This is a genomic window from Curtobacterium sp. MCLR17_032, assembly GCF_003234795.2.
Taxonomy (GTDB): Bacteria; Actinomycetota; Actinomycetes; order Actinomycetales; family Microbacteriaceae; genus Curtobacterium.
Map to the genome: position 1 here is coordinate 3,470,856 of NZ_CP126268.1, position 22,526 is coordinate 3,493,381.

Below are 22,526 nucleotides of genomic sequence, written 5' to 3' on the forward strand. Positions count from 1 at the left end.
ACTAGAACCCCGGGATGAGACCGACGACGAGGTCGATCAACTTGATGCCGATGAAGGGGACGATGACGCCGCCGAGCCCGTAGACGAGCAGGTTGCGGCCGAGGATCGACGACGCCGAGGCTGCGCGGTACTTGACGCCACGCAGGGACAGCGGGATGAGCGCCACGATGACGAGCGCGTTGAACACGATCGCCGACAGGATCGCCGACGCCGGAGAGTGCAGGTGCATGATGTTCAGCGCGCCGAGGCCGGGGAACGTCGCCTGGAACATCGCCGGGATGATGGCGAAGTACTTGGCGATGTCGTTGGCGATCGAGAACGTGGTGAGCGCACCGCGGGTGATGAGCAGCTGCTTGCCGATCCGGACGACGTCGATGAGCTTCGTCGGGTCCGAGTCCAGGTCGACCATGTTGCCGGCCTCCTTGGCCGCGGTCGTCCCGGTGTTCATCGCCACGCCGACGTCCGCCTGCGCCAGGGCCGGGGCGTCGTTCGTGCCGTCACCGGTCATGGCGACGAGGTTGCCGCCCTCCTGCTCGCGGCGGATCAGCGCGAGCTTGTCCTCCGGGGTGGCCTCGGCGAGGTAGTCGTCGACGCCGGCCTCGGCCGCGATGGCCTTGGCGGTGCGCGGGTTGTCGCCGGTGATCATCACGGTGCGGATGCCCATGCTGCGCAGTTCGGTGAACCGCTCGGCCAGGCCGTCCTTGACGACGTCCTTGAGGTGCACGACGCCGAGCAGCTGGACGGTGCCGGCAGCGTCACGACGGCCGACGACGAGCGGCGTGCCGCCCTGGTCGGAGATCTCCGCGACGGTTGCGTCGATCGCCGCGGTGACACCGGCGTCGCGGGTGTCCGCCCAGGCGAGCACTGCCGCAGCAGCACCCTTCCGGACCGAGGACCCTTCGGGCAGGTCGACGCCGGACATCCGGGTCTGCGCCGTGAACGGCACCTCGACCCCGCCGGCCGGGAGGGGCGTGGAGACCCCGGCAGCGAGCGCCAGGTCCACGATCGAGCGGCCCTCGGGCGTCCCGTCCGCGGCACTCGAGAGCGCCGCGGCGGCCATCAGCTCCGGCTCGGTCACGCCCGGCACCGGGACGACCCGGGAGGCGCGGCGGTTGCCGTACGTGATGGTGCCGGTCTTGTCGAGGAGCAGCGTGGTGATGTCACCGGCGGCCTCGACCGCACGGCCGGACATCGCCAGGACGTTGTGCTGCACGAGCCGGTCCATGCCGGCGATGCCGATCGCGGAGAGCAGCGCCCCGATGGTGGTCGGGATGAGGCAGACGAGCAGCGCGATGAGCACCGTGATGCTGACCGTCGAGCCGACGAGCCCGGCGATCGGCTGCATGGTGAGGCAGACGATCACGAAGACGATCGACAGCGACGCGAGCAGGATGTTCAGCGCGATCTCGTTCGGCGTCTTCTGGCGGGCGGCGCCCTCGACCAGGCGGATCATCCGGTCGATGAAGGTCTCGCCAGGGGTCGAGGTGATGCGCACCACGATCCGGTCGGACAGCACCCGGGTACCGCCGGTCACGGCACTGCGGTCGCCGCCGGACTCGCGGATCACCGGGGCGGACTCACCCGTGACGGCGGACTCGTCGACCGAGGCGATGCCGTCGACGACGTCTCCGTCACCGGGGACCACCTCGCCGGCGACGACGACCACCAGGTCGCCCTTCGCCAGGTCGACCGAGGCGACGTCCTCCGTGGCGGTGGACAGTGCGGCCGGGTCGGACGCAGAGTAGCCGACGACGCGGCGGGCGCTGGTCGTCGAACGGGTCTTGCGGAGCGTCTCGGCCTGCGCCTTGCCGCGCCCCTCGGCGACGGACTCGGCCAGGTTCGCGAAGACGACCGTCAGCCAGAGCCAGACGGCGATCGCGATGGTGAAGGAGGACGGGACGGGCGCGCCGGAGTCGGCCGCGCCTCCCGACCGGGTGAAGGGCTCGACGACGGCGGTGACCGTCGTCAGGGCGGCCCCCACCTCGACGATGAACATCACCGGGTTCTTCCACATCAGCCGGGGGTCCAGCTTGCGGAACGCACCCGGGAGGCCCGCCGCCAGTTGGCGGGGTCCGAAGGCCGACGAGCGTCGGCCCGGCTGCTCAGCGGTGTGCTGCTCCGTCTCGGGAGTCAGGGTGGTCATCAGGACAGTCCTTCTGCGAGCGGGCCCAGTGCGAGCACCGGGAAGTACGTGAGTGCGGTGACGATGACGGCGACGCCGCCCAGGAGCACGATGAACAGCGGCCGGTGCGTGGGCAGCGTGCCGACGGTCGCCGGCACCTTGTCCTGCTTGGCCAGCGACCCGGCGAGCGCCAGGACGAACACCATCGGCACGAAGCGGCCGAGCAGCATCGCGACGCCGAGCGCGGAGTTCATCCACGTCGTGTTCGCGGTCAGACCGCCGAACGCCGAGCCGTTGTTGTTGCCGGCGCTGGTGAACGCGTAGAGCAGTTCGGACAGGCCGTGGTTGCCCGGGTTGAAGAGCGACGTGCCGAGCACCTGCTCCCGGACGCCGGGGATCAGGAGCGACAGGGCCGTGCCGGTGAGCACCACGGTCGGGGTGACCAGGATGTACAGCGCGGCGTAGGTCATCTCCTTGGCGCGGATCTTCTTGCCGAGGTACTCCGGCGTGCGGCCGACGAGCAGCCCACCGATGAAGACCGTGATGACGGCGAGCACGAGCATGCCGTACAGGCCGGACCCGACACCGCCGGGGGTGACCTCGCCGAGCATCATGTTGATCAGCGCCATCATGCCGCCGAGCGGGGTGAAGCTGTCGTGCATGGCGTTGACGGCACCGGTGGACGTCGAGGTCGTCGCGGTGGCGAAGAGCGTCGAGCCGAGGATGCCGAAGCGGACCTCCTTGCCCTCCATCGCGGCTCCGGCGGCGTGCGTCGCGGATCCGCCACCGGCGAGTTCGGCGATCGACATCGCGGCCAGGGACACCAGGAAGATGCCGCTCATCACGGAGACGATCGCGGTGCCCTGACGGGTGTCGCCGACCATCTTGCCGAAGGTGCGGGGCAGCGAGAACGGGATGACGAGCATGAGGAAGACCTCGAAGAGACTCGTCCAGGCCTGCGGGTTCTCGAACGGGTGGGCGGAGTTGGCGTTGAAGTACCCGCCGCCGTTCGTCCCGAGCTCCTTGATGGCCTCCTGCGAGGCGACGAAGCCGTGCGGGATGTGCTGCGTGCCACCGGCCAGTGTGCTGACGTCGGTGCCGGCGCCCCACGACTGGATGATGCCGCCCGCGACGAGCACGAGTGCGGAGACGAACGCCAGCGGCAGGAGCAGACGCCCGGTGCCGCGGACCACGTCGACCCACACGTTGCCGAGCGTGCCGGACTTCCGACGGGCGAACCCGCGGACCAGGGCGACGGCGACGGCGAGACCGACGGCAGCGGACAGGAAGTTCTGCACCGCCAGGCCGGCCATCTGCACGGTGTACCCGACGGTGGCCTCGGGCGAGTACGACTGCCAGTTCGTGTTCGCGACGAACGACGCCGCGGTGTTGAACGCGAGCGCGGGGCCGACGGCGGGCAGGCCGAGGTCACCCGGCAGCACCACCTGGATGCGCTGGAGCAGGTAGACGAGCAGCAGTCCGGCGACGCTGAAGAGCAGCACGCCGCGGAGGTACGCGGCCCACGACTGCTCGGCGTCGGGGTCGACACCGATCAGGCGGTAGACCCCACGCTCGATGCGACCGTGGTGGGTGCTCGTGAAGACGCGGGCCATCCAGTCGCCGAGCGGCCGGTGGGCCACGACGAGGAGCAGCACGAGGAGGGCGACCTGGGCGATGCCGGCCCAGGTCTGCGCGGCGCCCATCAGAACTTCTCGGGGCGGACGAGCGCCCAGACGAGGTACACGACAGCGGCGAGGCCGAGGACGGCGGCGGCGATGGTGATGGCGATCACAGCCGCTCCACCCCCTTGGCGATCAGTGCCACCACGCCGAACACGGCGAGGACACCGGCGACGACGAAGACGTCGAACACGTGGGACTCCTGGAGATCGAGGTGCCCGCGGCAGCTGCCGTGGACCGCACCGGTTGTGGTGCAGTCCGATGGTGGCTCCGGTCGGGGTCGCGACCGACGGTCCTAACGGTTCCCTCACGGCCCCGTGGTTGACGCGTGCACCGCCCTAACGGCTCACTCCGGAGCGGCGGACCGGAGACGGTCGGCCACCTGCTGCACCGCGTCCCGCAGGGCATCGGGGCCGGTGACGACGAAGTCGGCGTCGAAGCCGGCGAACAGCGCCGCGAGGGCTGGCCACGACCACGAGCCGGCGGTGAGACGACAGCTGTGGTCGGGGAGGGCCTCCAGGACGGCGTCCTCGGTGAGGTACGGCGCGATCGTGCGCGCGTCCACCTGCAGCACGGCGGTACCGACGCACGGCCAGGCGGGCCCGTCGCCGGACGGCCCGGCGCCCCGGAAGCGGGCCGCGACGAACGCGGCCGGGTCGCCACCCGGGACGTCCCGTGGGACGAACGGGAGGCCCGTGGGCACCTTCGGCAGGATCCGGTCCACCCGGTAGGTGCGCCAGTCCCCCGCGTCGGTGTCCCAGGCGAGCAGGTACCAGCGGCCGTTCCGCGCGAGGAGTGCGTGTGGTTCGACACGGCGGGGTGGCCGGTCGTCCTCCACTCCCGGCGGCCAGGCGGGCGCGTACCCGAAGCGGAGGACCGTACGGGTGCGGACCGCCTCGCTCACGGCGACCAGCACGCCCGGGTCGACCACGACCGAACCCGGTGTGGTGACGACCTGGACGGCGTCGATGCGGTGGCGCAGCCGGGCCGGCATCACCTGCCGGACCGTCGTCAGGGCGCGGGTGGCCGCCTCGGCGATGTCCGCGCCGGACGCCGGGGCGACGGCGAGCGCGAGGGCGATCGCGACGGCCTGGTCGTCGTCGAAGAGCAGCGGCGGCAGGTCGGACCCGGCGGACAGCCGGTAGCCGCCGGCGGGTCCGCGCAGCGCGTCGACCCGGTAGCCGAGTTCGCGGAGGCGGTCGACGTCCCGCCGGACGGTGCGCGGGCTGACGTCGAGTCGCCCGGCCAGGTCGGGCCCGGACCACTCGCGGCGCACCTGCAGGAGGGACAGCAGCGCGAGCATGCGGGAGGACGGGGTGGGCATGCCCCGAGCATGCCAGGAGGAGCGGACACGATCTGACCGCATCTGCCGCGATGCTCCTCGTGACGAGGACGACCGGTCCTCGCAGACGAGGAGTCGACATGACCATCACCACCACGCCCCACGTGAACTTCGACGGACAGGCCGCTGCGGCCCTGGCGTTCTGGGGCGAGGCCCTCGGCACCGAGCCGGTCCTCGTGACGTACGGGCAGAGCGGCGCCGTGGCGGACCCGGTCTGGGCGGACCGGGTCGTCTGGGGTCAGGTGTCCTCGGCGAGCGGCGTCCGCGTGATGGCGTTCGACGTGTGGCCCGGACAGCCCTACGACCAGGGCACGAACAGTGCGTACGTCTACCTGTCCGGAACGGACGAGGACGAGATCCGCGCGGTGTGGGCCGGCCTGCAGGAGGGCGCCGAGGTGCGGCAGCCGCTCGGAGCCTCGGCATGGTCGCCGCTCGCCGGGCAGCTCCGCGACCGGTTCGGCGTCGTCTGGGCCCTCGACGTGCCGGCGCAGCAGGGCTGACCGAGCCCGAGCCGGACAGCGGGGCGGTACGGACCGTCGGCGGACGCACACGCCGACGGTCCGTACGCTGACCGCATGGGGACCACGATCACATCCGTGACCATCGCCTTCGTCATCGCCGCCGTCGTCCCGGTGGTCGTGACGTCGGCCATCCGCCGGGGGGACCGGAAGCGGAAGCACCAGCGTGTGCTCGCCGGAGCAGCACCGGACGCACTGTTCACGGTGCGGCCGAGACGGTGGCAGCGGGTGATCCTGCGGACGGTCGGCATCCTCCTCGCGGTCGTCGGCGCGGTGCTCCTGCTCGCCGGGGTCACGTCGACCGACGAACCGGATGCGCTGCCCGTGGGGATCACGGGCGGGGTCGCCCTGCTCGCCGGTGTCGCGTTCGTCCTGCTCGCCAGCGCGCTGGCACGGACGCGGATCGACGCGCTGCCGGACCGGCTGATCGTACGGAAGGGCTTCCGGGCCGAACGCGAGGTGCACCACACCGCCATCGCGTCGATCCGCCCCTGGACCGGCCCGTACGGGGGCATCCAGGCGCGGGACTCGAACAACGCCGTGCTGTTCGACACCGTGTCGATCGCGATCGGGTACCCCGACCTCGAGGCCTGGCTGGCCCAACGCGCGCCGTGGGCGTGGTTCGCCTACGCGGGTGCAGGCACCCCGGCTCCGAACTGGCCGGCAGCCAACGCGTCGGCACCGGGCTGGCCGGCACCGAATGCTCCGGCACAGAACGCTCCGGCACAGGGCGCTCCGTACCCGGCCGCTGCCACGCAGGGCTGGCCGGCACCGGGCGCTGCACCGCAGGGCTGGCCCGCACAGCGTGGACCCGCCGAGCCGTGGCCCACGCCCGAGACGCCGGGGCCGAACGCGCAGGGCCCGGACGCGCCGAAGTACTGACCGACGGTCCCGGGAGCGTCCGGACCGGCATGCTGGTGGCATGGGGGACACGGGCGCCGCGGTGGGACCAGGACCGGAGCAGGAAGCCGCCCGGGCGCGGAAGCGCCGGAAGCGGCGCGACCTGCGCCGCGCGCTCCGGCTGCAGATGGACTGGCGCGGGCGGCCCGTCCCGCTGCTGGGGTGGTGGGTGGCGCTCGTCGCCGTCGCCTCCGGCCTGCTCTACGGCAGTGCAGCCGACCCCGGCGACCTCGATGTGGCCGGGCTCCCCGTCGCCCTGACCGGGATCGCTGGCGGTGTCGTCTGGGGCGCCCTGGTGGTGGCCGCCGCACCACCGCTCATCGGCGTCCCCGTCATCGTCGTGAGCTTCTTCGTCGCCGAGCTGACGTTCGGACCAGCTGTCCCCGGGGCCGTGTTCGCAGGGATCGTGGGCCTGGTCGCCGGGTGGATGGTCGGCATCCAGGTCCGCTGGCTCCTGGTCGGACGACGGCGTCAGTCCGCACCCCCGTGGCCACAGCAGCAGCTCGTCGACCGGAGCCGCCCCCGACGCCCGGCGCCGCTCACCCGGTCGGAACGGGCGTCCCTCGTACCGTCGGGTGTGGCCAGCGTCGGGCTGCTCGTCTTCTCCCTGCTGTTCTTCGTGCTGCCGGCGCCCAGCACGCTGCCCGCGTGGTTGCTGCTCGTCACGCTGGCTCTGGCATGGGCGGTGCCGACCGGGTGGTGGAACGGGATGGCGCAGAGCCGGTACGCGGTGGGCGGCGCGCCGGTCGCCGCCGCGCAGTGGGGCATCCTGTTCAACGCCTGGGGTGCGGCCGGTGTGCACGGGCAGCCCGTGTCCCTGACCGCGGGGATGGCGGGCGCGGGCCTCGGCTTCGTCGCACGTCGGCTGTACGAGGCCCGGGTCGGACGCCACCCCCGGCAGCGCCCTGGGTCGGCCGTCTGACCGCGGACCGCAGCCCGCCGCTCAGGCCGTGGGCGCCCAGGTGCTGACGGTCACCGCCGCCGTCACCGACTCCGGCGCGAACACGGTGTCGGGTGCCACGTGGTGGTGACTCGGCCCCATGTGCACGACGTCGTGCACGTCCTCGGCCGTCAGCGCCATCGTCCACGTCAGGTCTTCGCTCGACCGCAGTGTGAACGCGGGGGTCAGGCTGTCGTGCAGACGCCGCTCCTTCTCCGGGTCGACGCTGATCGTCGCCGCCGCGAGCTCCGCCAGGTGCCCGGCCCGGGGCGTGACGACGACGAGCACACCCTCCGGGTGCAGCACCCGGGCGTACTCGTGCTGGTTGCGGGGTGCGAAGACGTCGAGCACGACGGCTGCGGCACGGTCGACGACCGGGAGGCGCTCGGTCACGTCCCCGACGACGGCCCCGACGCGCGCGTGGATGCGAGCCGCGCGGCGGACGGCGACGGCCGACAGGTCCAGCGCGACCCCGAGCCTCCCGGCCGGACCGGCGGCGGTGTCGTCGCCGGCACCGTCGTCGCCGTCACCGTCGAGGGTGTGGGCGAGGTAGGTGCCGGGACCGGAGCCGACGTCGAGGACCACACCGGGCGCAGACGCCTCGCCGACCAAGCGGGTGAGCGCCCGCTCGACCGGGGCGTAGTGTCCACGGCCGAGGAAGCGCAGTCGCGCGTCGACCATCGCCGGGGTGTCCGCGGTGAGTGCCCGGCGCCTGGCCGGCAGCAGCGTCAGGTGGCCCTGCTTCGCCTCGTCGTACCGGTGCCCGTTCCCGCAGCCGGCCTGGCTCGGGGCGGTGCGGGCGAGCGGCTCGGCGCACACCGGGCACGCGAGCACGGGCAGCAGGTCGTCACGCACCGGTCCAGGGTACGGGCGTGCCGGTATGTTGCCGTCATGGCCGTCATCCACGAAGCGACTCTCACCCCCGGCAAGCTCGACGCGATCAGCGCCTGGCTGCCCGGACAGCCGTGGAGCGCAGTCCCCGCCGGCACCACGGTCGAGCAGGTCGGGCGCTTCCGGTTCGACGACCCGGACGGTGAGGTCGGCGTGGAGACGTACCTCGTGCGCGCCGGCGACGGCCCCGTGCTGCACGTGCCGCTGACCTACCGCGGGGCGCCGCTCGCGGGTGCCGACGCGTTCCTCGTCACCGAGATGGAGCACTCCGTCCTCGGCCACCGATGGGTCTACGACGCCGTCGGCGACCCGGTGTACGCCGACGTCCTGCGGCGGGCGATCGCCACCGGCGGCCACGAGGCGGAACTCGAGCGGGCCTCCGGGCCGGGCACCCTCGAGAAGGAGGGCCGGGCGTCCGGCGACGGCACCGAGCAGACGTCGCCGACGGTCACGACGGCCGACGCCCGTACCGACGGCTCGGTCACCACCGTCACGACCGACCACGGGACGCTCGCCGTGCTGCGGGTGCTCGGGGGCGACGTCCCCGCCGGGGCGACCCTGACGGCAGGCTGGGGCGCCGACGGCTCGGCGGTCGTCGCGGTGCTGCTGCCGTAGACCGGCTGCGCTGGCCAATCCACCCTGCGACAGCGGGGCAGTCCACCCTGCGCTGGCGGGTACGGCCAGGGCCTGGCTCACCCGGGTGGCCGCTGGCAGGATCGGTCGGGTGAAGACACTGGAGTTGCCACAGACGGACCTCACCGCATCCGACGTCGTCGTCGGCCTGATGCGGATCAACGACATGAGCGACGAGGACATCCGGTCGCTGTACGCCGCCTCGCGCGACGCCGGCGTGACCATGTTCGACCACGCGGCCGTGTACGGCGGTTGGCACGGCTGCGAGGAGCGGTTCGGTGCGGCGGTCGCGCTGACCGCGGCGGAGCGCGCCGAGATCGTGCTGCAGACCAAGGTCGGCATCCGGCCGACGGACAACGGCGCGTACTTCGACTTCTCGTACGAGCACATCCTGTCCTCGGTCGAGGAGTCGCTCGCCGCCCTCCGCACCGACTACATCGACGTCCTGCTCCTGCACCGCCCCGACGCCCTGGTCGAGCCGGAAGAGGTCGCGAAGGCCTTCGACGAACTGCACGCGGCCGGCAAGGTGCACCACTTCGGTGTCTCGAACCACACCCCCGGGCAGGTCGAGCTGCTGAAGAAGTCCGTGCAGCAGCCGCTCGCGTTCAACCAGGTGCAGCTGAGCATCACGCACGCGAACGTCATCACGCAGGGCCTCGTGGCGAACATGGGCGGCCTCGACCAGGCGATCGACCGCGACAACGACATCCTGAACTACTCGCGGCTGAACGACGTGACGCTGCAGGCCTGGTCGCCGTTCCAGAAGGGCTTCTTCGACGGGGTCTTCCTGGGCGACCGCGAGCAGTACGCCGAGCTGAACGACGTGCTCGAGGAACTGGCCGCGGCGCACGGCGTCACCCCGACCGGCATCGCCGTGGCGTGGATCACCCGGCACCCGGCGCACTTCCAGGTCGTCCTCGGCACGACGAACCCGCAGCGCGTCCGGGACTCGGCCGCCGGCTCCGACGTCGAGCTGTCCCGCGAGGAGTGGTACCGCGTCCTGACCGCCGCGGGGCACACCGTCCCCTGAGGTCAGCTCCCCCGAGGCCGTGACCAGTGTGCGGCGAGTCGCTGCTGTGCTTCCTCTTCCGAGAGGCTCGCGATCTGGTCCTCGGAGAGACGGAGCACCTCGGCCAGGCCCCGCGCGAGCCACTCCGGCAGCGCGGGGCCGCGGATCGGCTCGGGAGCGGGTTCGACCCCCTCCCAGAGCCGCCCCATCTCCTGCACGACGGATGCGAGCGCCCTGACCCGGACGTCTCCGTCGCGCTGGGCGCGACCCACGCGACGGGTCAGTTCCGCGTAGACCTCGCCATCGGAGCGCGCACCGGCGGCCCAGACCTCGGCGATGTCGAGCACGGGCGTGTGTTGGTCGTCCTCGGTGACTCGCCAGACGATCCGCCAGTCTCGGTTCCCCGCGGTCAGCTTGCGGAAACCGACGAGCGCCCCGAGCAGCGGTTCACCGGCCTCCGGAGAGCGCTCGAGCAGCAGCATCTTGCGGACGAGCGTCCGGACGATGGCCGGGTCCTTCCGGTGCAGCCGGGCCACGTCGGCGACAGCATCGTCGGTGAGGCGGACGCGACACGGCCGGTCGGACGTCACCGTTCTCGTTCCGAGGAGTCCGCGTCGGAAGCGACTTCTGCGTCGAGCTCGAGCTCGAGTTCCGCGCGGGAGAACCCGAGCGAATCGATGAGGGCATCGAGCTCGGTGCGTCCGCCGTCGTCAGTGGCGAACCGTGCCATGACGAGCGCCGCGTCCCGGAGCACATCGCGGTCACGCCGCAAGTCGGCCAGTTCGTCGGAGCCGACCACCTCGGCGATCACTCGGCCGTGGCGGGCCAGGGCGATGCCGTCCCCGCGTTGTGCAGCGGCGGCGAGCGCCGAGATGCCGGCGCGCGACGCTTCCGTGATGCTCATGGTGGTCATGGTCCGAATCTACACAGAAAACTGACCAGACACCATGGGCCGCGACGCTGCGTTCAGTCGCAGTCCGGAGCCGCGATCCGGTCGGTCGGCATCGCGGCCGCCGCGGGGTCCGCCGTGCCGCCGGACACGACCTCGAACTGGATCCCGAGCACTGCCGGGTCCTCGTCGAGCTCGAGACCGTCGCCGGTGACCTGTTCCTCGGGGATGGCGAGACCCTTCGACGGGTCGAACGCGCTGCTCATCGACATCCGACGAGCATGCACGGCAGACCCGGGAGTCCCCGCAACGTCACCTGTCCAGCAGTCGAGCTGGCCAGCCGTCGAGCTGACTAGCCGTCGAGGTCTTCCGCATGCAGCCGGTCGCCGGGCTGCGGGCGCCGGAACACCGGGCCACCGCCGGCCTCGTCCTCGTCGTCGTGCCGGACCGGGGAGTCGGCCGGGTCGCCGCTCGCGTCCGCTCCGGTCACGTCAGCTCCGGACGGCTCGGAGCCCGAGGCCGTCCCGCGGGACTCCTCCACCTCGAGTTCGTCCTGGTCGGAGCCGTCCACGGGGACGTCGCTGCCCGGCTGCTGGGGATCGAACGGTGCGCTCATCGACATGGCTCGAGTGTGCTCCGCCGAGGTGAACGACAGGTCAGCCTGCGGGCTTGTTCTGCCCCGGAGCGTCGCCGGACATGCCGGGACCGGTCCCGCCGCCGGCACCCGGGCCCTGCCGCGAGGTGGTGTCGACTCCGGTGTCCAGCGGGTCCTGCACCGGCAGGGTCGTGTCGTTGCCCGGCACCGGGTCGGTCGTCGGCAGTTGGTCGGTCGGGTCGCTCGACTCGTCCGTGGGCTCGGAGGGCTCGTCGGACGGCTGCTCCTGCGCCGGCTCGGAGGGCTGCTGGGACGGCTGCTCGGCCGGCTGGCTCGGCTGCTGCTGCGCCGGCTCGCTCGACTCGTCGGACGGCTCCGAGCTCGGCTGATCGTCGGTCGGTGCGGTCTGCTGCGTCGACTCGGTCGGGTTCGGCGTGCTGCTGTCGTCACGGTTGAACGCGAGGGCCGCCACGACGATGCCGGCGACCACGAGGACCGCCAGGACGATCAGCGGCAGCACCCATCGCTTCCGCCGAGGCTCGTCGGGGTCGGTGGCGAGCGGCCGGGCCGGGGTGGCGGTGCCGCCGGAGCGCCCACCACCACCGGCACCCGGACCCGCCGCTGCGGCTCCGGGTGTGCCGAGGATCGTGGTCGCCACGTCGTCGTCCGCGCTCCGCGACGGCTGGGACTGGGTCGGCAGTCGGCGCGTGGCGTCGTCCGGACGGGAGGCACCGCTCACCGGCATCTGACGCGTCGCCGCGTCCGCGGGGTCACCTCCGGCAGCGGCAGCTGCCGCGGCGGCACCGGCCACGCCGGCACCGCCGGCGGCGCGCGTGACGGCCCCCGGGCCTCCCGGCAGGAGTTGCGTGGCGGGCGCGACGTCGTCCCGGCCGAGGGCGCGGAGGCGTGCTGCTGCCTCGGTGGCGGACGGGCGGTCTCCCGGGTGCTGCGCCGTCATGACGTGGAGCAGCGTGCGCCACGCCGTCGGCAGGTGCTGGTCGATCTCCGGCGCTCGGGCGAGTCGGGCGGTGGCGGCCTCGACCGCGCTGCCCGGGAACGCCTGCTTGCCGGTGAGGGCCTCGAGGAGCATCAGACCCAGCGCGTACACGTCGGCCTCGCCGGTGACGGGCTGGCCGAGGACCTGCTCCGGCGCCAGGTACGCGGCGGTGCCGATGACGGTGCCGGTCCCGGTGACGCGGGCGGCGTCGCGGAGCAGCGCGATGCCGAAGTCGGCGAGCTTGACGTGCTCGCCGTCCTGCTCGAGCAGGACGTTCGCGGGCTTCACGTCGCGGTGCACGATGCCCTGCGCGTGCACGGCGGCCAGGCCCTCGGCGACCTGGGCGCCCACGCGGGCGGTGGTCGTCGGGTCGAGCGGCCCCTCGCGCAGCCGGGTGGCGAGGTCGCTGCCCGGGACGAGCTCCATGACGAGGAACGAGTCGCCGTCGTCGGTGTCGAGGGCCGCGTCGAACAGGGTGACGAGGTTCGGGCTGCGGAGGCCGGCGAGCACGTGGATCTCGGCCTCGGCGCGCGCACGCTCACCGTGGTCGACGGGTCCGATGCGGAAGAGCTTGACCGCGACCTCTCGTCCGAGCTGCTCGTCGACGGCGCGGTACACCGATGCCATCCCCCCGTGCCCGAGGGTCCCGGTCACCCGGTACCTGCCGCCGATCAGCCGTTCTTCCATGCGGGGAAACCTACCGGGCCGACCTGACGAGGGCGCGCAGCCGCGTCACGAGGGGGTCGGCTCCGCGCCCCGGTGCAGCGCCGTCAGGTACAGCCGGTGCGCCGTGACGACGAGCGCGAGCCAGGCCAGCCCGAGCGCCCACGCCGCCAGCACGTCGGTGGTCCAGTGGTGCCCGAGGAACACCCGCGAGACCCCGACCGACAGCACGAACAGCGTCCCGACGACGATCGTCCAGACCCGGGTCACCACACGGCTCTGTCGGAGGAGCAGCAGGTACACGATCGTGCCGACGACGACGGTCGCGTTGAGGGTGTGCCCGGACGGGAACGACGGCGAGTGCTCGAACGGCGGGACGGCGTCGGACAGCGGCGGCCGGGCGCGGCCGATGAGGTCCTTGCCGGCGATCGTCATGGCGAGGGAGCCGGCACTCGCGGCGACGAGGAGCACGAGCGGCGTCCACGCCCGGCGTTGGATCGTCAGGCCGACCAGGAACAGCACGGCGACGATCGGCATCCCGATGGTGCCGGCGATGTCGGTCCACCACGTCACGCCCTGGTCGAGCGCCGGGGTGCGGTGCGCGATCATCCAGTCGAGCACGGGCCGGTCGAGCACGGCGACGTCGTCGGACTCGCGGACGGCGTCGTAGACCTCGGACGCCACCCACGTCGCGACCGCGGCGATGCCGATCCCGATGAGCAGGGTGATGAGCAGCAGCGGCAGCGCTCCGAAGCGGCGGCCGAGGGCGGCCCACGAGTCGGCGATCGTCCGGCCGGCACGGGTGCGCCAGCGGGTGAGGTCGACGTCGCCGACGGTCCGGTCGACGCGCTCGCGCTCGGCGCCGCCGATCGCGGGTGCGCGGCCGGGCACGGGTGGGCGACCGTCGGCGTGGTGCTGTTCCATCCGACCACCCTGCCCGTCCGCGGCTGTGCGGGGACGGCCGGGGTGGCTACTTCGCCTGGTCGTACGACCGGACCACCGCGACCGTCAGCGGGAAGGTGACCGGGAACCCGCCGAACATGATCCGCCCGGCGTCGACCGCCGCGGCCCGCACCTGCTCGGCAACCCACTCGGCGTCGGCGGCCGGCGCGTGCACCACGAGTTCGTCGTGCACGAAGAAGACCATGTGCGGGCCCGCGGTGACCGGTCCGTCCGTCCGCGCGGCCAGCCGGGTGCGCAGGCCGCCCATCCAGGACAGCGCCCACTCGGCCGCTGTCCCCTGCACCACGAAGTTCCGCGTGAACCGCCCCCAGCTCCGCGCTCGGGACTCGACGGCCCGCTGCATCGCCGGAGCGCCGTCCACCGAGTACGCGCGGTTCCGGGCTTCGAACCAGGACTGCTCCGGCACCGGCGACGTCCGACCGAGCCGGGTGGTCACCGGTTCGCCCCGCTCCCCCGCCCGGGCCGCCTGCTCGACCAGGTCGAGTGCCCGCGGGAAGGCCCGGGCGAGCCGTGGGACGAACCGTCCGCCCTCGCCCTGGGTGGCGCCGTACATCGCGCCGAGCATCGCCATCTTCGCCTGCTGCCGGGTCTGCACCGCGCCCGAGGCCACGACCCCGTCGTACAGGTCCTGCCCGTCCCCGGCGGCGGCCATGTCGGTGTCGCCGGACATCGCCGCGAGCACCCTCGGTTCGAGCTGTGCCGCGTCCGCCACGACGAGCTCCCAGCCCGGGTCGGCGACCACCGCGCCGCGCACCTGCTTCGGCAGCTGCAGCGCGCCGCCGCCGTTCGCCGCCCAGCGTCCGGTGACGACCCCGCCGACGACGTACTCCGGGTGGAACCGGCCGTCCTGCACCCACTCGTCCAGCCACGTCCACCCGTTGGCGGTGAGCAGTCGGTAGAGGCGCTTGTACTCCAGCAGCGGTTCGATCGCCGGGTGCTCCAGTCGTTCGAGCTCCCACTTCCGGGTGCTGTCCACGACGAGTCCGGCCCGCCGCAGGGAGCGCAGGACGTCGGCGGGCGAGTCCGGGTTCAGGTCGGGGTCGTCGAGTCGCTGACGGAGGACGACGGCGAGCTCCTCGAGCTTCCGCGGCCGCACCCCGTACGGCACGCGCGGCCCGAGGGCGTCGGCGAGCAGCCGCTCGTGCACGTCGGTCCGCCAGGGCAGACCGGCGTGCTTGATCTCGGCGGCGACGAGTGCGCCGGCGGACTCCGCCGCCAGGAGCAGCCGCAGCGCTCCCGGCTCCGTCGCTCCCGCGACCGCTTCGAGTTGCGCACGCAGTTCGGCGACCGGGTCGAGGTCGTCGTCGGCCGGGGCGATCGTGAACAGGTCGTCGTCGAAGAGCGAGGCCTGCGTGACGGGCGCTGGTCGGGCCTCCGGAGCGGCGGCGGCGTCCCACGCACTGACAGGCGCCTGCGCGAGTGCGGACCCGCGGGTGGCGAGCGCGGTGCGGAGCAGACGGTGCCCGAGGCGCAGGTCGACGCAACGAGCCACGCGTCCGCCGGCCGCCAGCACGGCCGGGTACCAGCGGGCGGTGTCGGACCACACCCAGCGGACGCCGGGGCCGTCGTGCACGGCGACGAAGGCCGGGAGGCCCGACTCGTCCAAGCGCGTCGGCTGACCGTCCGGCGCTCCCGCGTCCGTCAGCGGCGTCGCGGTGAGGCCGCCGTCGACACGGGCGAGGACGAGGTGCACGCCGTTGATTCTGCCGTGCGCCGCCGTCACCGGCGGACGCGGGCTCCGCGCAGTGGACGAAGGCCAGCTCGCCGGTGTCGGTGCAGGGAGGTGCTCAGTCGCCCGGTCGGACGGCCGCGCTGTCGGCGACGTCGATGCGCACGTCGCCGGACTCGGTCTCCTCGACCTCGACACGGGGTGCCTCGTCGTGCTCGTCCGACCCGGACATCCGGCGGAACGTGTCGTGGCGACGCTCCTCGAAGGTCATGTCGACGCCGTCGTCCAGGTGGTCTCGGTCGGGTGCGCTCATGTCCGGAACGGTACGCCGACCGGGGCGGTCCCGGTGCGCTCGGACCAGTGCCCGCCGGCCGCCCACCGCTCCTGGACGGCGTGCTGCAGTCGGCCGACGGGGACGGCCTGCCGTGCCGCGGCCAGGTCGGTGCCGAAGACGAACTTCGCCATCGACTCGTCACCCTCGTTGACCTCGTCGGGGTCGTCCGACTCCGGCAGCAGCGTGAACCGTGCTGCGAACCGCGCCGTGTTCGACGACGGCCCGAGGACGGCGGTCACCTGGGGGTCGAGCAACCACGACGAGCACACGAACGTGTCGACCGCCAGGTCGGGGTCGAGCCGCCGGAGCACCGCGGGTGCCGCCGCGAAGGACCGGTCGCAGGCCGCCGGGTCGAGCGGACCCGCCTCCGGCACGTGCACGCCCCACGCGGGCGTCCCGTCCGGCAGGTGGGCGGCCCGCTCGAACTGGAGGCGCCCCACGGCCACCACACGACCGGTCGCGACCTGCGCCAACCAGTCCAGCCCGGTGCCGTCGAGCCCGTAGTGGTCGGCCTTCCGGTCCACGTCCGCGACGCTCGCGGCGGCGTCCTCGGCGCTGCAGCCGTGCGTGACCAGCCACCGCTCGGTGACCGGGAGCACCGCGCGGAGGGCGGCGAGCAGCGCCGCCTCCCGGCCCGCCGGGCCGACGTGCTGCACGGCCGCCTCGAGCGCCGGGGCCAGCCCGGCGGGCTCGTCCCGCGACCCGACGGCGGCGGTGAGGAGCGCGACGGGGTCGGGGCGGGCCTCCCGGCCGACGGCTGCCGGACTCACTTGAGACCCGAGGAGGCGAGCCCGTCGATCACCCGGCGCTGGAGCACGATGAACATGATGAGCACCGGCGCCATCGCCATCAGGCTGGCGGCCATGAGCACGGGGTAGTTCACGGTCCGGTCGCTCGAGAGCGTCGCGAGCCCGGCGGCCAGCGGCATCGCCTCGGCCCGGGTGGACACCACCAAGGGCCAGAGGAGCTCGTTCCACGACCAGAGCACCGTGGTGATCGCGAGTACGCTCATCGACGGCCGGGCCAGGGGCAGCATGATCCGCCAGAACGTCTGGAACGGGTTCGCACCGTCCATGCGCGCGGCCTCCTCGAGCTCGGCCGGCATGCTCAGGAACGCGGTCCGCATGAGGAAGGTGCCGAACGCGCTGAACAGGCCCGGCGCGACGATGCCGGCCAGGGTGTCGAGCCAGCCGAGCCCCTGCACGATCTGGTACTGCGAGATCAGGTACACCTGCGACGGCACCAGCAGGATCGACAGCACGATCCCCAGGATGAGTCCGCGACCCCGGAAGCGCATCCGCGCGAACGCGTACCCGGCCAGGGTGCAGAGCACGATCTGTGCTGCCGTGCGGATCAGGGTCACCCAGATCGACGTGCCGAGCTGGCTCAGGAAGGGCAGCCGCTCGAACACCTGCGCGAAGTTCTGCCACTGCAGCTGGCCCGGCCAGAACACCGGCGTGGGCGACGTCACCTGCGCGTTGGTGGACAGCGCCATGATGATCTGCCAGAGGAACGGGAACGCCATCACGAACCCGCCGACGCCGAGCACCACGTGGATCCACCAGTGGCTGCCGCCGCGACGACCGGGACGGACCTGGCCACGGACACGGGTGCGGCTGGCGGCCTTGGTCGCCGCGGACAGCTTGCTGCCGTGCGCTTCGATGATGCCGGTCATGACTGCACCCACTTCTTCTGGACACGGAACTGGATGACCGTGATGATGCCGATGAGCAGGAAGATCACCATCGCGATGGCCGCCGCGAAGCCCTTGTCGCCGTCGACGAACCCGGAGTTGTAGAAGTAGAAGACGAGGGACATCGTCTTCGGGATCACCGGGTTGAGGGGGCCCAGGATCGCGTAGAGCAGGTCGAACAGCTGGAAGCTCGAGATCGTCGTGACGATGAGCACGAAGAAGATGCTCGGGCTGAGCAGCGGCACGGTCAGCGAGCGGAACTGCCGCCACCGGCTGGCACCGTCGAGCTCGGCTGCTTCGTACAGCTCCGGCGGGATGTCCTTGAGCCCGGCGCCGAGGATGATCATCGAGAAGCCGAGGGACGACCACAGGCCGACGAGCGAGACCGCGACGAGGGCGAACCCCGGGGTGGAGATCCAGTACGGGCCGGCGATGCCGAACAGCCCGAGGAACGAGTTCACGATGCCGAAGTCGCCGTTGAACATGATGCGCCAGACCAGCGCGATCGCAGCGGGCATCGCCACGTAGGGCAGGAAGAACAGCACCCGGTAGAACTGGGCGAAGCGCAGGCCCGGCGTGTTCAGCAGGCTGGCGAGCCAGACCGCGATCGGGATGCCGAGCAGGACGATCACCGTGTAGATGATCGTGTTGAGCAGCGACTGGTACAGCTGCGGGTCGGCGATCAGGCGGGTGTAGTTCGCCAGCCCGGTGAAGCTCGAGCCACCGAAGACGCCCCAGCTCGTGAACGAGTAGTAGAACGTCTGCAGGATCGGCCAGATGAAGAACGTGCCGACGCCGATGAGCAGCGGCAGGACGAACAGCCACGGCCAGAAGCCGTCGGTGCGCGGGGCCTGCGTCGGTCGCGAGCGGTCGGCGGGGCGGGTCTCGGGCGGTGGGGACGCCTCGGCGGCGTCGGGTCGCTGGGTGTGGATCGTCATCAGGTCGCTCCTCGGCCAGGGCGGTCGGATCGGGTGGTCCGGGCGGTGCGGATGGTGGACGTGCGACGGCCGGCCGGTCGGGCGGGTGCCCGACCGGCCGGCTCGTCGTCACTCCTTGGCGAGTGCTGCGTCCATCTTCTGGGCGAGTTCCTTCGCGACCTGGTCGACCGGCTCCGAGCCGTCGAACGCGCTCGGGAGCAGGTTCGTCTCGAGGGTGTTCCACGCGGCGGTGTTCTTCGACACCGGCAGCGGCTTGGCGTACTCGACCGCGTCGAGGAAGACCTGCAGGTCGGCGTCCGGCATGGTCTTCGTGAAGGCGTCCTGCGTGCCCGTGTAGGCGGGGATGACCGCACCCATGTCGCCCTGCTGCTGCTGGGCGGGCTTGCTGGCCAGGTACGCCTGGAGTGCCTGCGCGGCGGCCTTGTCCTTCGAGCCCTCGGCGACGACGTTCGAGACGCCGTGGATGACCGTGGCCTGCTCCTTGCCCTTCGGCAGCGGGTAGGCGACGACGTCCTTCTCGATGTCGGAGCCGATCAGCGCGGAGCGGAACCAGCTGCCGCCCTGGTACATCGCGACCTTGCCGGAGGTGAACCACTGGTCTGCGGTGGTGTCGGTCAGCTGCTTGATCGAGGGCGAGGCGCCGGACTTGATGAGGTCGGTCCAGTAGGCCAGCCCGGCTTCGGCGGCCTTCGAGTCGTACTCCGACTTCTCGCCGTCGATGACCGAGCCGCCGGCCTGGAAGATCGTGTCGTAGTAGGTCGTCTGGCCGTCCATGCCGGCCGCGGCACCGTAGGCGCCGTCGGACTTCAGCTTCTGGGACAGCTCGGCGCCGGTCTTCTGGAAGTCGCTCCAGGTCCAGTCCTTCGACGGCATGGGCACGCCGGCCTTCTCGAACAGGGCCTTGTTCATCCAGACGCCGATCGTGTCGAAGTCCTTCGGGACGCCGTACTGGGTGCCGTCGTACGTGTACAGCTTGTTGAGCGCTGCCGAGTAGTTGTCCGGGTCGATCGCACCGGACTTCACCTCGTCCGTGATCGGGGCGATCTTGCCGTTGGCTGCGTACAGCTGGAAGTTCGGGCCGTTCATCCAGAACAGGTCGGGCAGCGTGTTGCTCGAGCCCTGCGTCTGCAGCTTCGTGAAGTAGCTGGCGTACGGGGTGACGTCGACGTTGACCTTGATGTCGGGGTACTCCTCGTTGAACCCCTTGATGTTGGCCTTGATGGCCTTCACCTGGTTCTGGTCCCAGACGGCGTACGTCAGGTTCGCCTTGGTGTCCTTCGCGACCTCGCCGGAGCCGCCGGAGCTGCCGGAGGACGAGGTGCTGCAGCCGGCGAGCAGCGCGACGGCGCTGACAGCGGCGGCGAGACCGAGCAGTGCGCGGCGGCGGCCGTGGCCCGGGCGGGCGGTCGGAGCGGTCATCGGGTGGTCCTTTCGGGAACGTCGTCGCGGTCGGGAGTGGTCGCGAAGTGTCGGAGGGTGGCCTCGGGGAGGGGCGGCACGTCGATGGGGACCGAACCGTTGCGGAGCGAGCGGGTGGCGAGTGCCCCGGCGGCGACCGCGGCGCGGGCCGCGATCGGGGACAGGGTGGTGGGCTCGCCGAACGCCAGCGAGCGGAGGAACTCGGTCATGGTGAGCAGGTCGGCGTCGGCGTGCCCGTCCTCGACGCCGTCGATCGGGTACTCGACGTCCCCGGCGACGTCCCAGTTGCGGCGGTGGTTCCAGACCTTCACCACGCCACCACCGGTGTCCCCGATGTTCTCGAGACGCCCGTGGGTGCCGATGACCGTGTAGTTCCGCCAGTAGTCGGGCGTGAAGTGGCACTGCTCGTAGCTGGCCTGCACGCCGTTCTCGAGCGTCATCATGACCATCGACACGTCCTCGACGTCGACGACGGGGTTCAGGCCCGTCTGCTCGGCGGGTGGCCAGTTGTCGAACGAGAACCAGTCGGTCATGAGCTCGTCGCTGCGGTCGCGACGGTCGGTGACGTCCCCGTAGACCGAGAGCGACCCCATGCCGACGACCCGGCTGGTGTAAGCACCGGCGAGGGCGTGCACGACGTCGAGGTCGTGGCTGGCCTTCTGCAGCAGGAGCGAGTTCACCCGGCTGCGGTCGGCGTGCCAGTCCTTGAAGTAGTAGTCACCGCCGTTGCCGACGAAGTGGCGGACCCAGACGGCCTTGACCTCGCCGATCTCGCCGCGGGCGATCACGTCGCGCATCAGGCGGACGACGGCCGCGTGCCGGAAGTTGTGGCCGACGTAGAGCGGGGTGCCGGTCTCGGCGGCGGTGTTGAGGACCGCGTCGGCGTCCTCGACCGTGATGGCGAGGGGCTTCTCGAGGTAGACGGCGATGCCCGCACGGAGCAGGTCGATCGCGATCTCGGCGTGGGTCCAGTCCGGGGTGGTGACGATGGCGGCGTCCACGAGGTTCGGGGCGCCGTCGGTGCCGATCAGTGCGTGGTGGCCGTCGACCACCGTGGCGTCGGGCCAGGCCTCGGCGGCGCGCTGGCGGCCGGGTCCGGTGACGTCGGCTGCGGCCACGATCCGGGCGTCGACCCCGTCGGCGTCGAGTCCGGCGGCAGCGACGTGGTCCGCGATGTAGGACCGCTGGCCGATGCCGACCACGCCGACTCGGAGTGTGCGCGTGCTCGTGATGCTCATCTCGCTCCCTTGCGTGATTGTGACGCCCATGATGCCAAACCGATCATGAATGCACAATATGCGCTCACGGATCGCTCACGGAAGCGAGATACGAGGGTTTAACACGCCGGTAACGTGACGGCGCTCGGACGGGAGGCACGAGGTGCGCCCCCGGGGCCGGCCCGGCTGCCGACGCGGCTCGCCCGGGCACCCCGCGCAGGCTGACCCGCGCGGCGTGCGGCCCGGAGGTCAGTCCGCGACGACGAGCTCCACGCCGGCGGCGGCCAGGTCCGCGACGAACGGGGCCGGGACGTCGCGGTCCGTGACGAGCACGTCGATGCGGTCGAGCGGGCAGATCCGGGCGAAGGTGGAACGCTCGATCTTCGTCGAGTCGGCGACCACGATCACCCGACGCCCGACCGAGGCGAAGTGTCGACTGACCTCGGCCTCGCCCTCGTGCATGGTCGTGGCCCCGTACTGCCCGGTCAGCCCGTCGACGCCGAGCACGACGACGTCCAGGGCGAACTCGTCGAGCGTGTCCCGGACCAGCGGCCCGATCAACTCGTAGGACTGCCGGCGTGCGACACCGCCGGTCACCACGATCTTCACGTTCGCCCGGACCGACAGCTCGTACCCGATGTTCAGCGCGTTCGTGACGATCGTGATGCCGTACTCGCCGTCCGCGCGGATGAAGCGCTCGCTCTTGCCGAGCTCCCGCGCCACCTCGGTCGTGGTCGTCCCGCCGTTGAGGCCGACGGTGTCCCCGGGGGCCACGAGTGCGGCGGTCGCGCGGGCGATCGCGGTCTTCGCCTCGGCCTGCCGCGCGATCTTGTACTGCAGCGGCAGCTCGTACCCGGCGCCGAGGGCAGCGGCACCGCCGTGGGTCCGGGTGACCAGCCGCTGGTCGGCGAGGGTGGCGAGGTCGCGGCGGGCGGTCGCGGCGGAGATCCCGAGCTCGTCCCCGATCTCGGTGATCGAGACGTTGCCGCGGTCGCTCACCAACTCGAGGAGGGCGTTGAGCCTCTGCTGCGGGGTCATGGCGTCATCCTACGGGCGCTCCTCCGGCCCGTGGATGATCGGAAATGACGTTTTGCACTTGCATCGAGCACGATCGA

General features: G+C 72.1%; 24 protein-coding genes. 5 read left to right on the forward strand and 19 right to left on the reverse strand.

Translation table 11 applies throughout. The features are described from left to right. Window position 1: 1 nt before the first annotated feature. From kdpB to DEI97_RS16500, 4 genes are all read right to left on the reverse strand, one after another. The gene (gene kdpB / locus DEI97_RS16485) at window positions 2-2,143 is read right to left on the reverse strand and encodes a potassium-transporting ATPase subunit KdpB (RefSeq protein WP_111074016.1); all 2,142 of its coding nucleotides are present in this window, start codon (window positions 2,141-2,143) and stop codon (window positions 2-4) included. Further along, window positions 2,143-3,825, reverse strand: a complete 1,683-nt coding sequence (kdpA, locus tag DEI97_RS16490) for a potassium-transporting ATPase subunit KdpA (RefSeq protein ID WP_111074017.1) — start codon at window positions 3,823-3,825, stop codon at window positions 2,143-2,145. The genes kdpB and kdpA overlap by 1 nt, the downstream gene beginning before the upstream one ends. After that, window positions 3,825-3,914 (reverse strand): potassium-transporting ATPase subunit F, encoded by a 90-nt coding sequence (locus DEI97_RS16495; RefSeq protein WP_111074018.1) that lies wholly within the window; start codon window positions 3,912-3,914, stop codon window positions 3,825-3,827. Before DEI97_RS16495 ends, kdpA begins: the two co-directional genes overlap by 1 nt. 233 nt (window positions 3,915-4,147) lie before the next feature. Next, window positions 4,148-5,125, reverse strand: coding sequence for a helix-turn-helix transcriptional regulator (locus DEI97_RS16500; RefSeq protein ID WP_111074019.1), 978 nt, complete (start codon window positions 5,123-5,125; stop codon window positions 4,148-4,150). 98 nt (window positions 5,126-5,223) lie between these two features. On the opposite strand from DEI97_RS16500, the gene DEI97_RS16505 reads away from it, so the two are divergent. The 3 genes from DEI97_RS16505 (at window position 5,224) to DEI97_RS16515 (ending at window position 7,483) form a co-directional block, all read left to right on the forward strand. After that, a complete protein-coding gene (locus DEI97_RS16505; protein ID WP_111074020.1) occupies window positions 5,224-5,643 on the forward strand; it encodes a VOC family protein in 420 nt (139 codons plus the stop codon). A gap of 75 nt (window positions 5,644-5,718) precedes the next feature. Next, window positions 5,719-6,543, forward strand: coding sequence for a hypothetical protein (locus DEI97_RS16510; protein ID WP_111074021.1), 825 nt, complete (start codon window positions 5,719-5,721; stop codon window positions 6,541-6,543). A 40-nt stretch (window positions 6,544-6,583) separates the two neighbouring features. Next, window positions 6,584-7,483, forward strand: coding sequence for a hypothetical protein (locus DEI97_RS16515; RefSeq protein ID WP_111074022.1), 900 nt, complete (start codon window positions 6,584-6,586; stop codon window positions 7,481-7,483). 21 nt (window positions 7,484-7,504) lie between these two features. Here the strand turns inward: DEI97_RS16515 and DEI97_RS16520 are convergent, their stop codons facing one another. Then, window positions 7,505-8,356, reverse strand: coding sequence for a putative RNA methyltransferase (locus DEI97_RS16520; protein WP_111074023.1), 852 nt, complete (start codon window positions 8,354-8,356; stop codon window positions 7,505-7,507). A gap of 36 nt (window positions 8,357-8,392) precedes the next feature. Here DEI97_RS16520 and DEI97_RS16525 point away from each other — a divergent pair, with 36 nt between their 5' ends. Next, window positions 8,393-9,007 carry a CG0192-related protein gene (locus tag DEI97_RS16525; RefSeq protein ID WP_111074024.1) on the forward strand — a complete coding sequence of 205 codons (615 nt, stop codon included), beginning with the start codon at window positions 8,393-8,395 and terminating at the stop codon, window positions 9,005-9,007. A gap of 109 nt (window positions 9,008-9,116) precedes the next feature. Further along, entirely contained in the window at window positions 9,117-10,055 is a 939-nt protein-coding gene (locus DEI97_RS16530; RefSeq protein ID WP_111074025.1) for an aldo/keto reductase, read from the forward strand. A 2-nt stretch (window positions 10,056-10,057) separates the two neighbouring features. On the opposite strand, the gene DEI97_RS16535 is transcribed toward DEI97_RS16530, so the two are convergent. The 14 genes from DEI97_RS16535 to DEI97_RS16600 form a co-directional block, all read right to left on the reverse strand. Beyond that, window positions 10,058-10,570, reverse strand: a complete 513-nt coding sequence (locus DEI97_RS16535) for a hypothetical protein (protein ID WP_146248069.1) — start codon at window positions 10,568-10,570, stop codon at window positions 10,058-10,060. Window positions 10,571-10,620: 50 nt separating this feature from the next. Then, complete coding sequence (locus tag DEI97_RS16540) at window positions 10,621-10,938, reverse strand: prevent-host-death family protein (protein ID WP_284158285.1); 318 nt, start codon at window positions 10,936-10,938, stop codon at window positions 10,621-10,623. 62 nt (window positions 10,939-11,000) lie between these two features. Then, entirely contained in the window at window positions 11,001-11,195 is a 195-nt protein-coding gene (locus DEI97_RS16545; protein WP_111074027.1) for a hypothetical protein, read from the reverse strand. Between the two features lie 80 nt (window positions 11,196-11,275). Beyond that, on the reverse strand, window positions 11,276-11,545 hold the full coding sequence (locus DEI97_RS16550; protein WP_111074028.1) for a hypothetical protein: 270 nt from the start codon (window positions 11,543-11,545) through the stop codon (window positions 11,276-11,278). 34 nt (window positions 11,546-11,579) lie between these two features. Then, window positions 11,580-13,202 carry a serine/threonine-protein kinase gene (locus tag DEI97_RS16555; RefSeq protein ID WP_111074029.1) on the reverse strand — a complete coding sequence of 541 codons (1,623 nt, stop codon included), beginning with the start codon at window positions 13,200-13,202 and terminating at the stop codon, window positions 11,580-11,582. 45 nt (window positions 13,203-13,247) lie between these two features. Then, complete coding sequence (locus DEI97_RS16560; RefSeq protein WP_111074030.1) at window positions 13,248-14,102, reverse strand: phosphatase PAP2 family protein; 855 nt, start codon at window positions 14,100-14,102, stop codon at window positions 13,248-13,250. 46 nt (window positions 14,103-14,148) lie between these two features. Then, the gene (locus tag DEI97_RS16565; RefSeq protein ID WP_111074031.1) at window positions 14,149-15,834 is read right to left on the reverse strand and encodes a bifunctional 3'-5' exonuclease/DNA polymerase; all 1,686 of its coding nucleotides are present in this window, start codon (window positions 15,832-15,834) and stop codon (window positions 14,149-14,151) included. 94 nt (window positions 15,835-15,928) lie between these two features. Then, the gene (locus tag DEI97_RS16570) at window positions 15,929-16,123 is read right to left on the reverse strand and encodes a multidrug transporter (RefSeq protein WP_110824332.1); all 195 of its coding nucleotides are present in this window, start codon (window positions 16,121-16,123) and stop codon (window positions 15,929-15,931) included. Beyond that, on the reverse strand, window positions 16,120-16,914 hold the full coding sequence (locus DEI97_RS16575; RefSeq protein ID WP_111074032.1) for a hypothetical protein: 795 nt from the start codon (window positions 16,912-16,914) through the stop codon (window positions 16,120-16,122). The genes DEI97_RS16570 and DEI97_RS16575 overlap by 4 nt, the downstream gene beginning before the upstream one ends. Then, window positions 16,911-17,819 (reverse strand): carbohydrate ABC transporter permease, encoded by a 909-nt coding sequence (locus DEI97_RS16580; RefSeq protein WP_181439155.1) that lies wholly within the window; start codon window positions 17,817-17,819, stop codon window positions 16,911-16,913. Before DEI97_RS16580 ends, DEI97_RS16575 begins: the two co-directional genes overlap by 4 nt. Next, window positions 17,816-18,775, reverse strand: a complete 960-nt coding sequence (locus DEI97_RS16585; RefSeq protein ID WP_111074033.1) for a carbohydrate ABC transporter permease — start codon at window positions 18,773-18,775, stop codon at window positions 17,816-17,818. The genes DEI97_RS16580 and DEI97_RS16585 overlap by 4 nt, the downstream gene beginning before the upstream one ends. 108 nt (window positions 18,776-18,883) lie before the next feature. Then, the gene (locus DEI97_RS16590) at window positions 18,884-20,194 is read right to left on the reverse strand and encodes an ABC transporter substrate-binding protein (RefSeq protein WP_111074034.1); all 1,311 of its coding nucleotides are present in this window, start codon (window positions 20,192-20,194) and stop codon (window positions 18,884-18,886) included. Continuing rightward, window positions 20,191-21,432: a Gfo/Idh/MocA family protein gene (locus tag DEI97_RS16595; protein WP_111074035.1), complete on the reverse strand. Its 1,242-nt coding sequence runs from the start codon at window positions 21,430-21,432 to the stop codon at window positions 20,191-20,193. The genes DEI97_RS16590 and DEI97_RS16595 overlap by 4 nt, the downstream gene beginning before the upstream one ends. A gap of 228 nt (window positions 21,433-21,660) precedes the next feature. Then, entirely contained in the window at window positions 21,661-22,449 is a 789-nt protein-coding gene (locus DEI97_RS16600) for a DeoR/GlpR family DNA-binding transcription regulator (RefSeq protein ID WP_111074036.1), read from the reverse strand. Window positions 22,450-22,526: the final 77 nt, after the last annotated feature.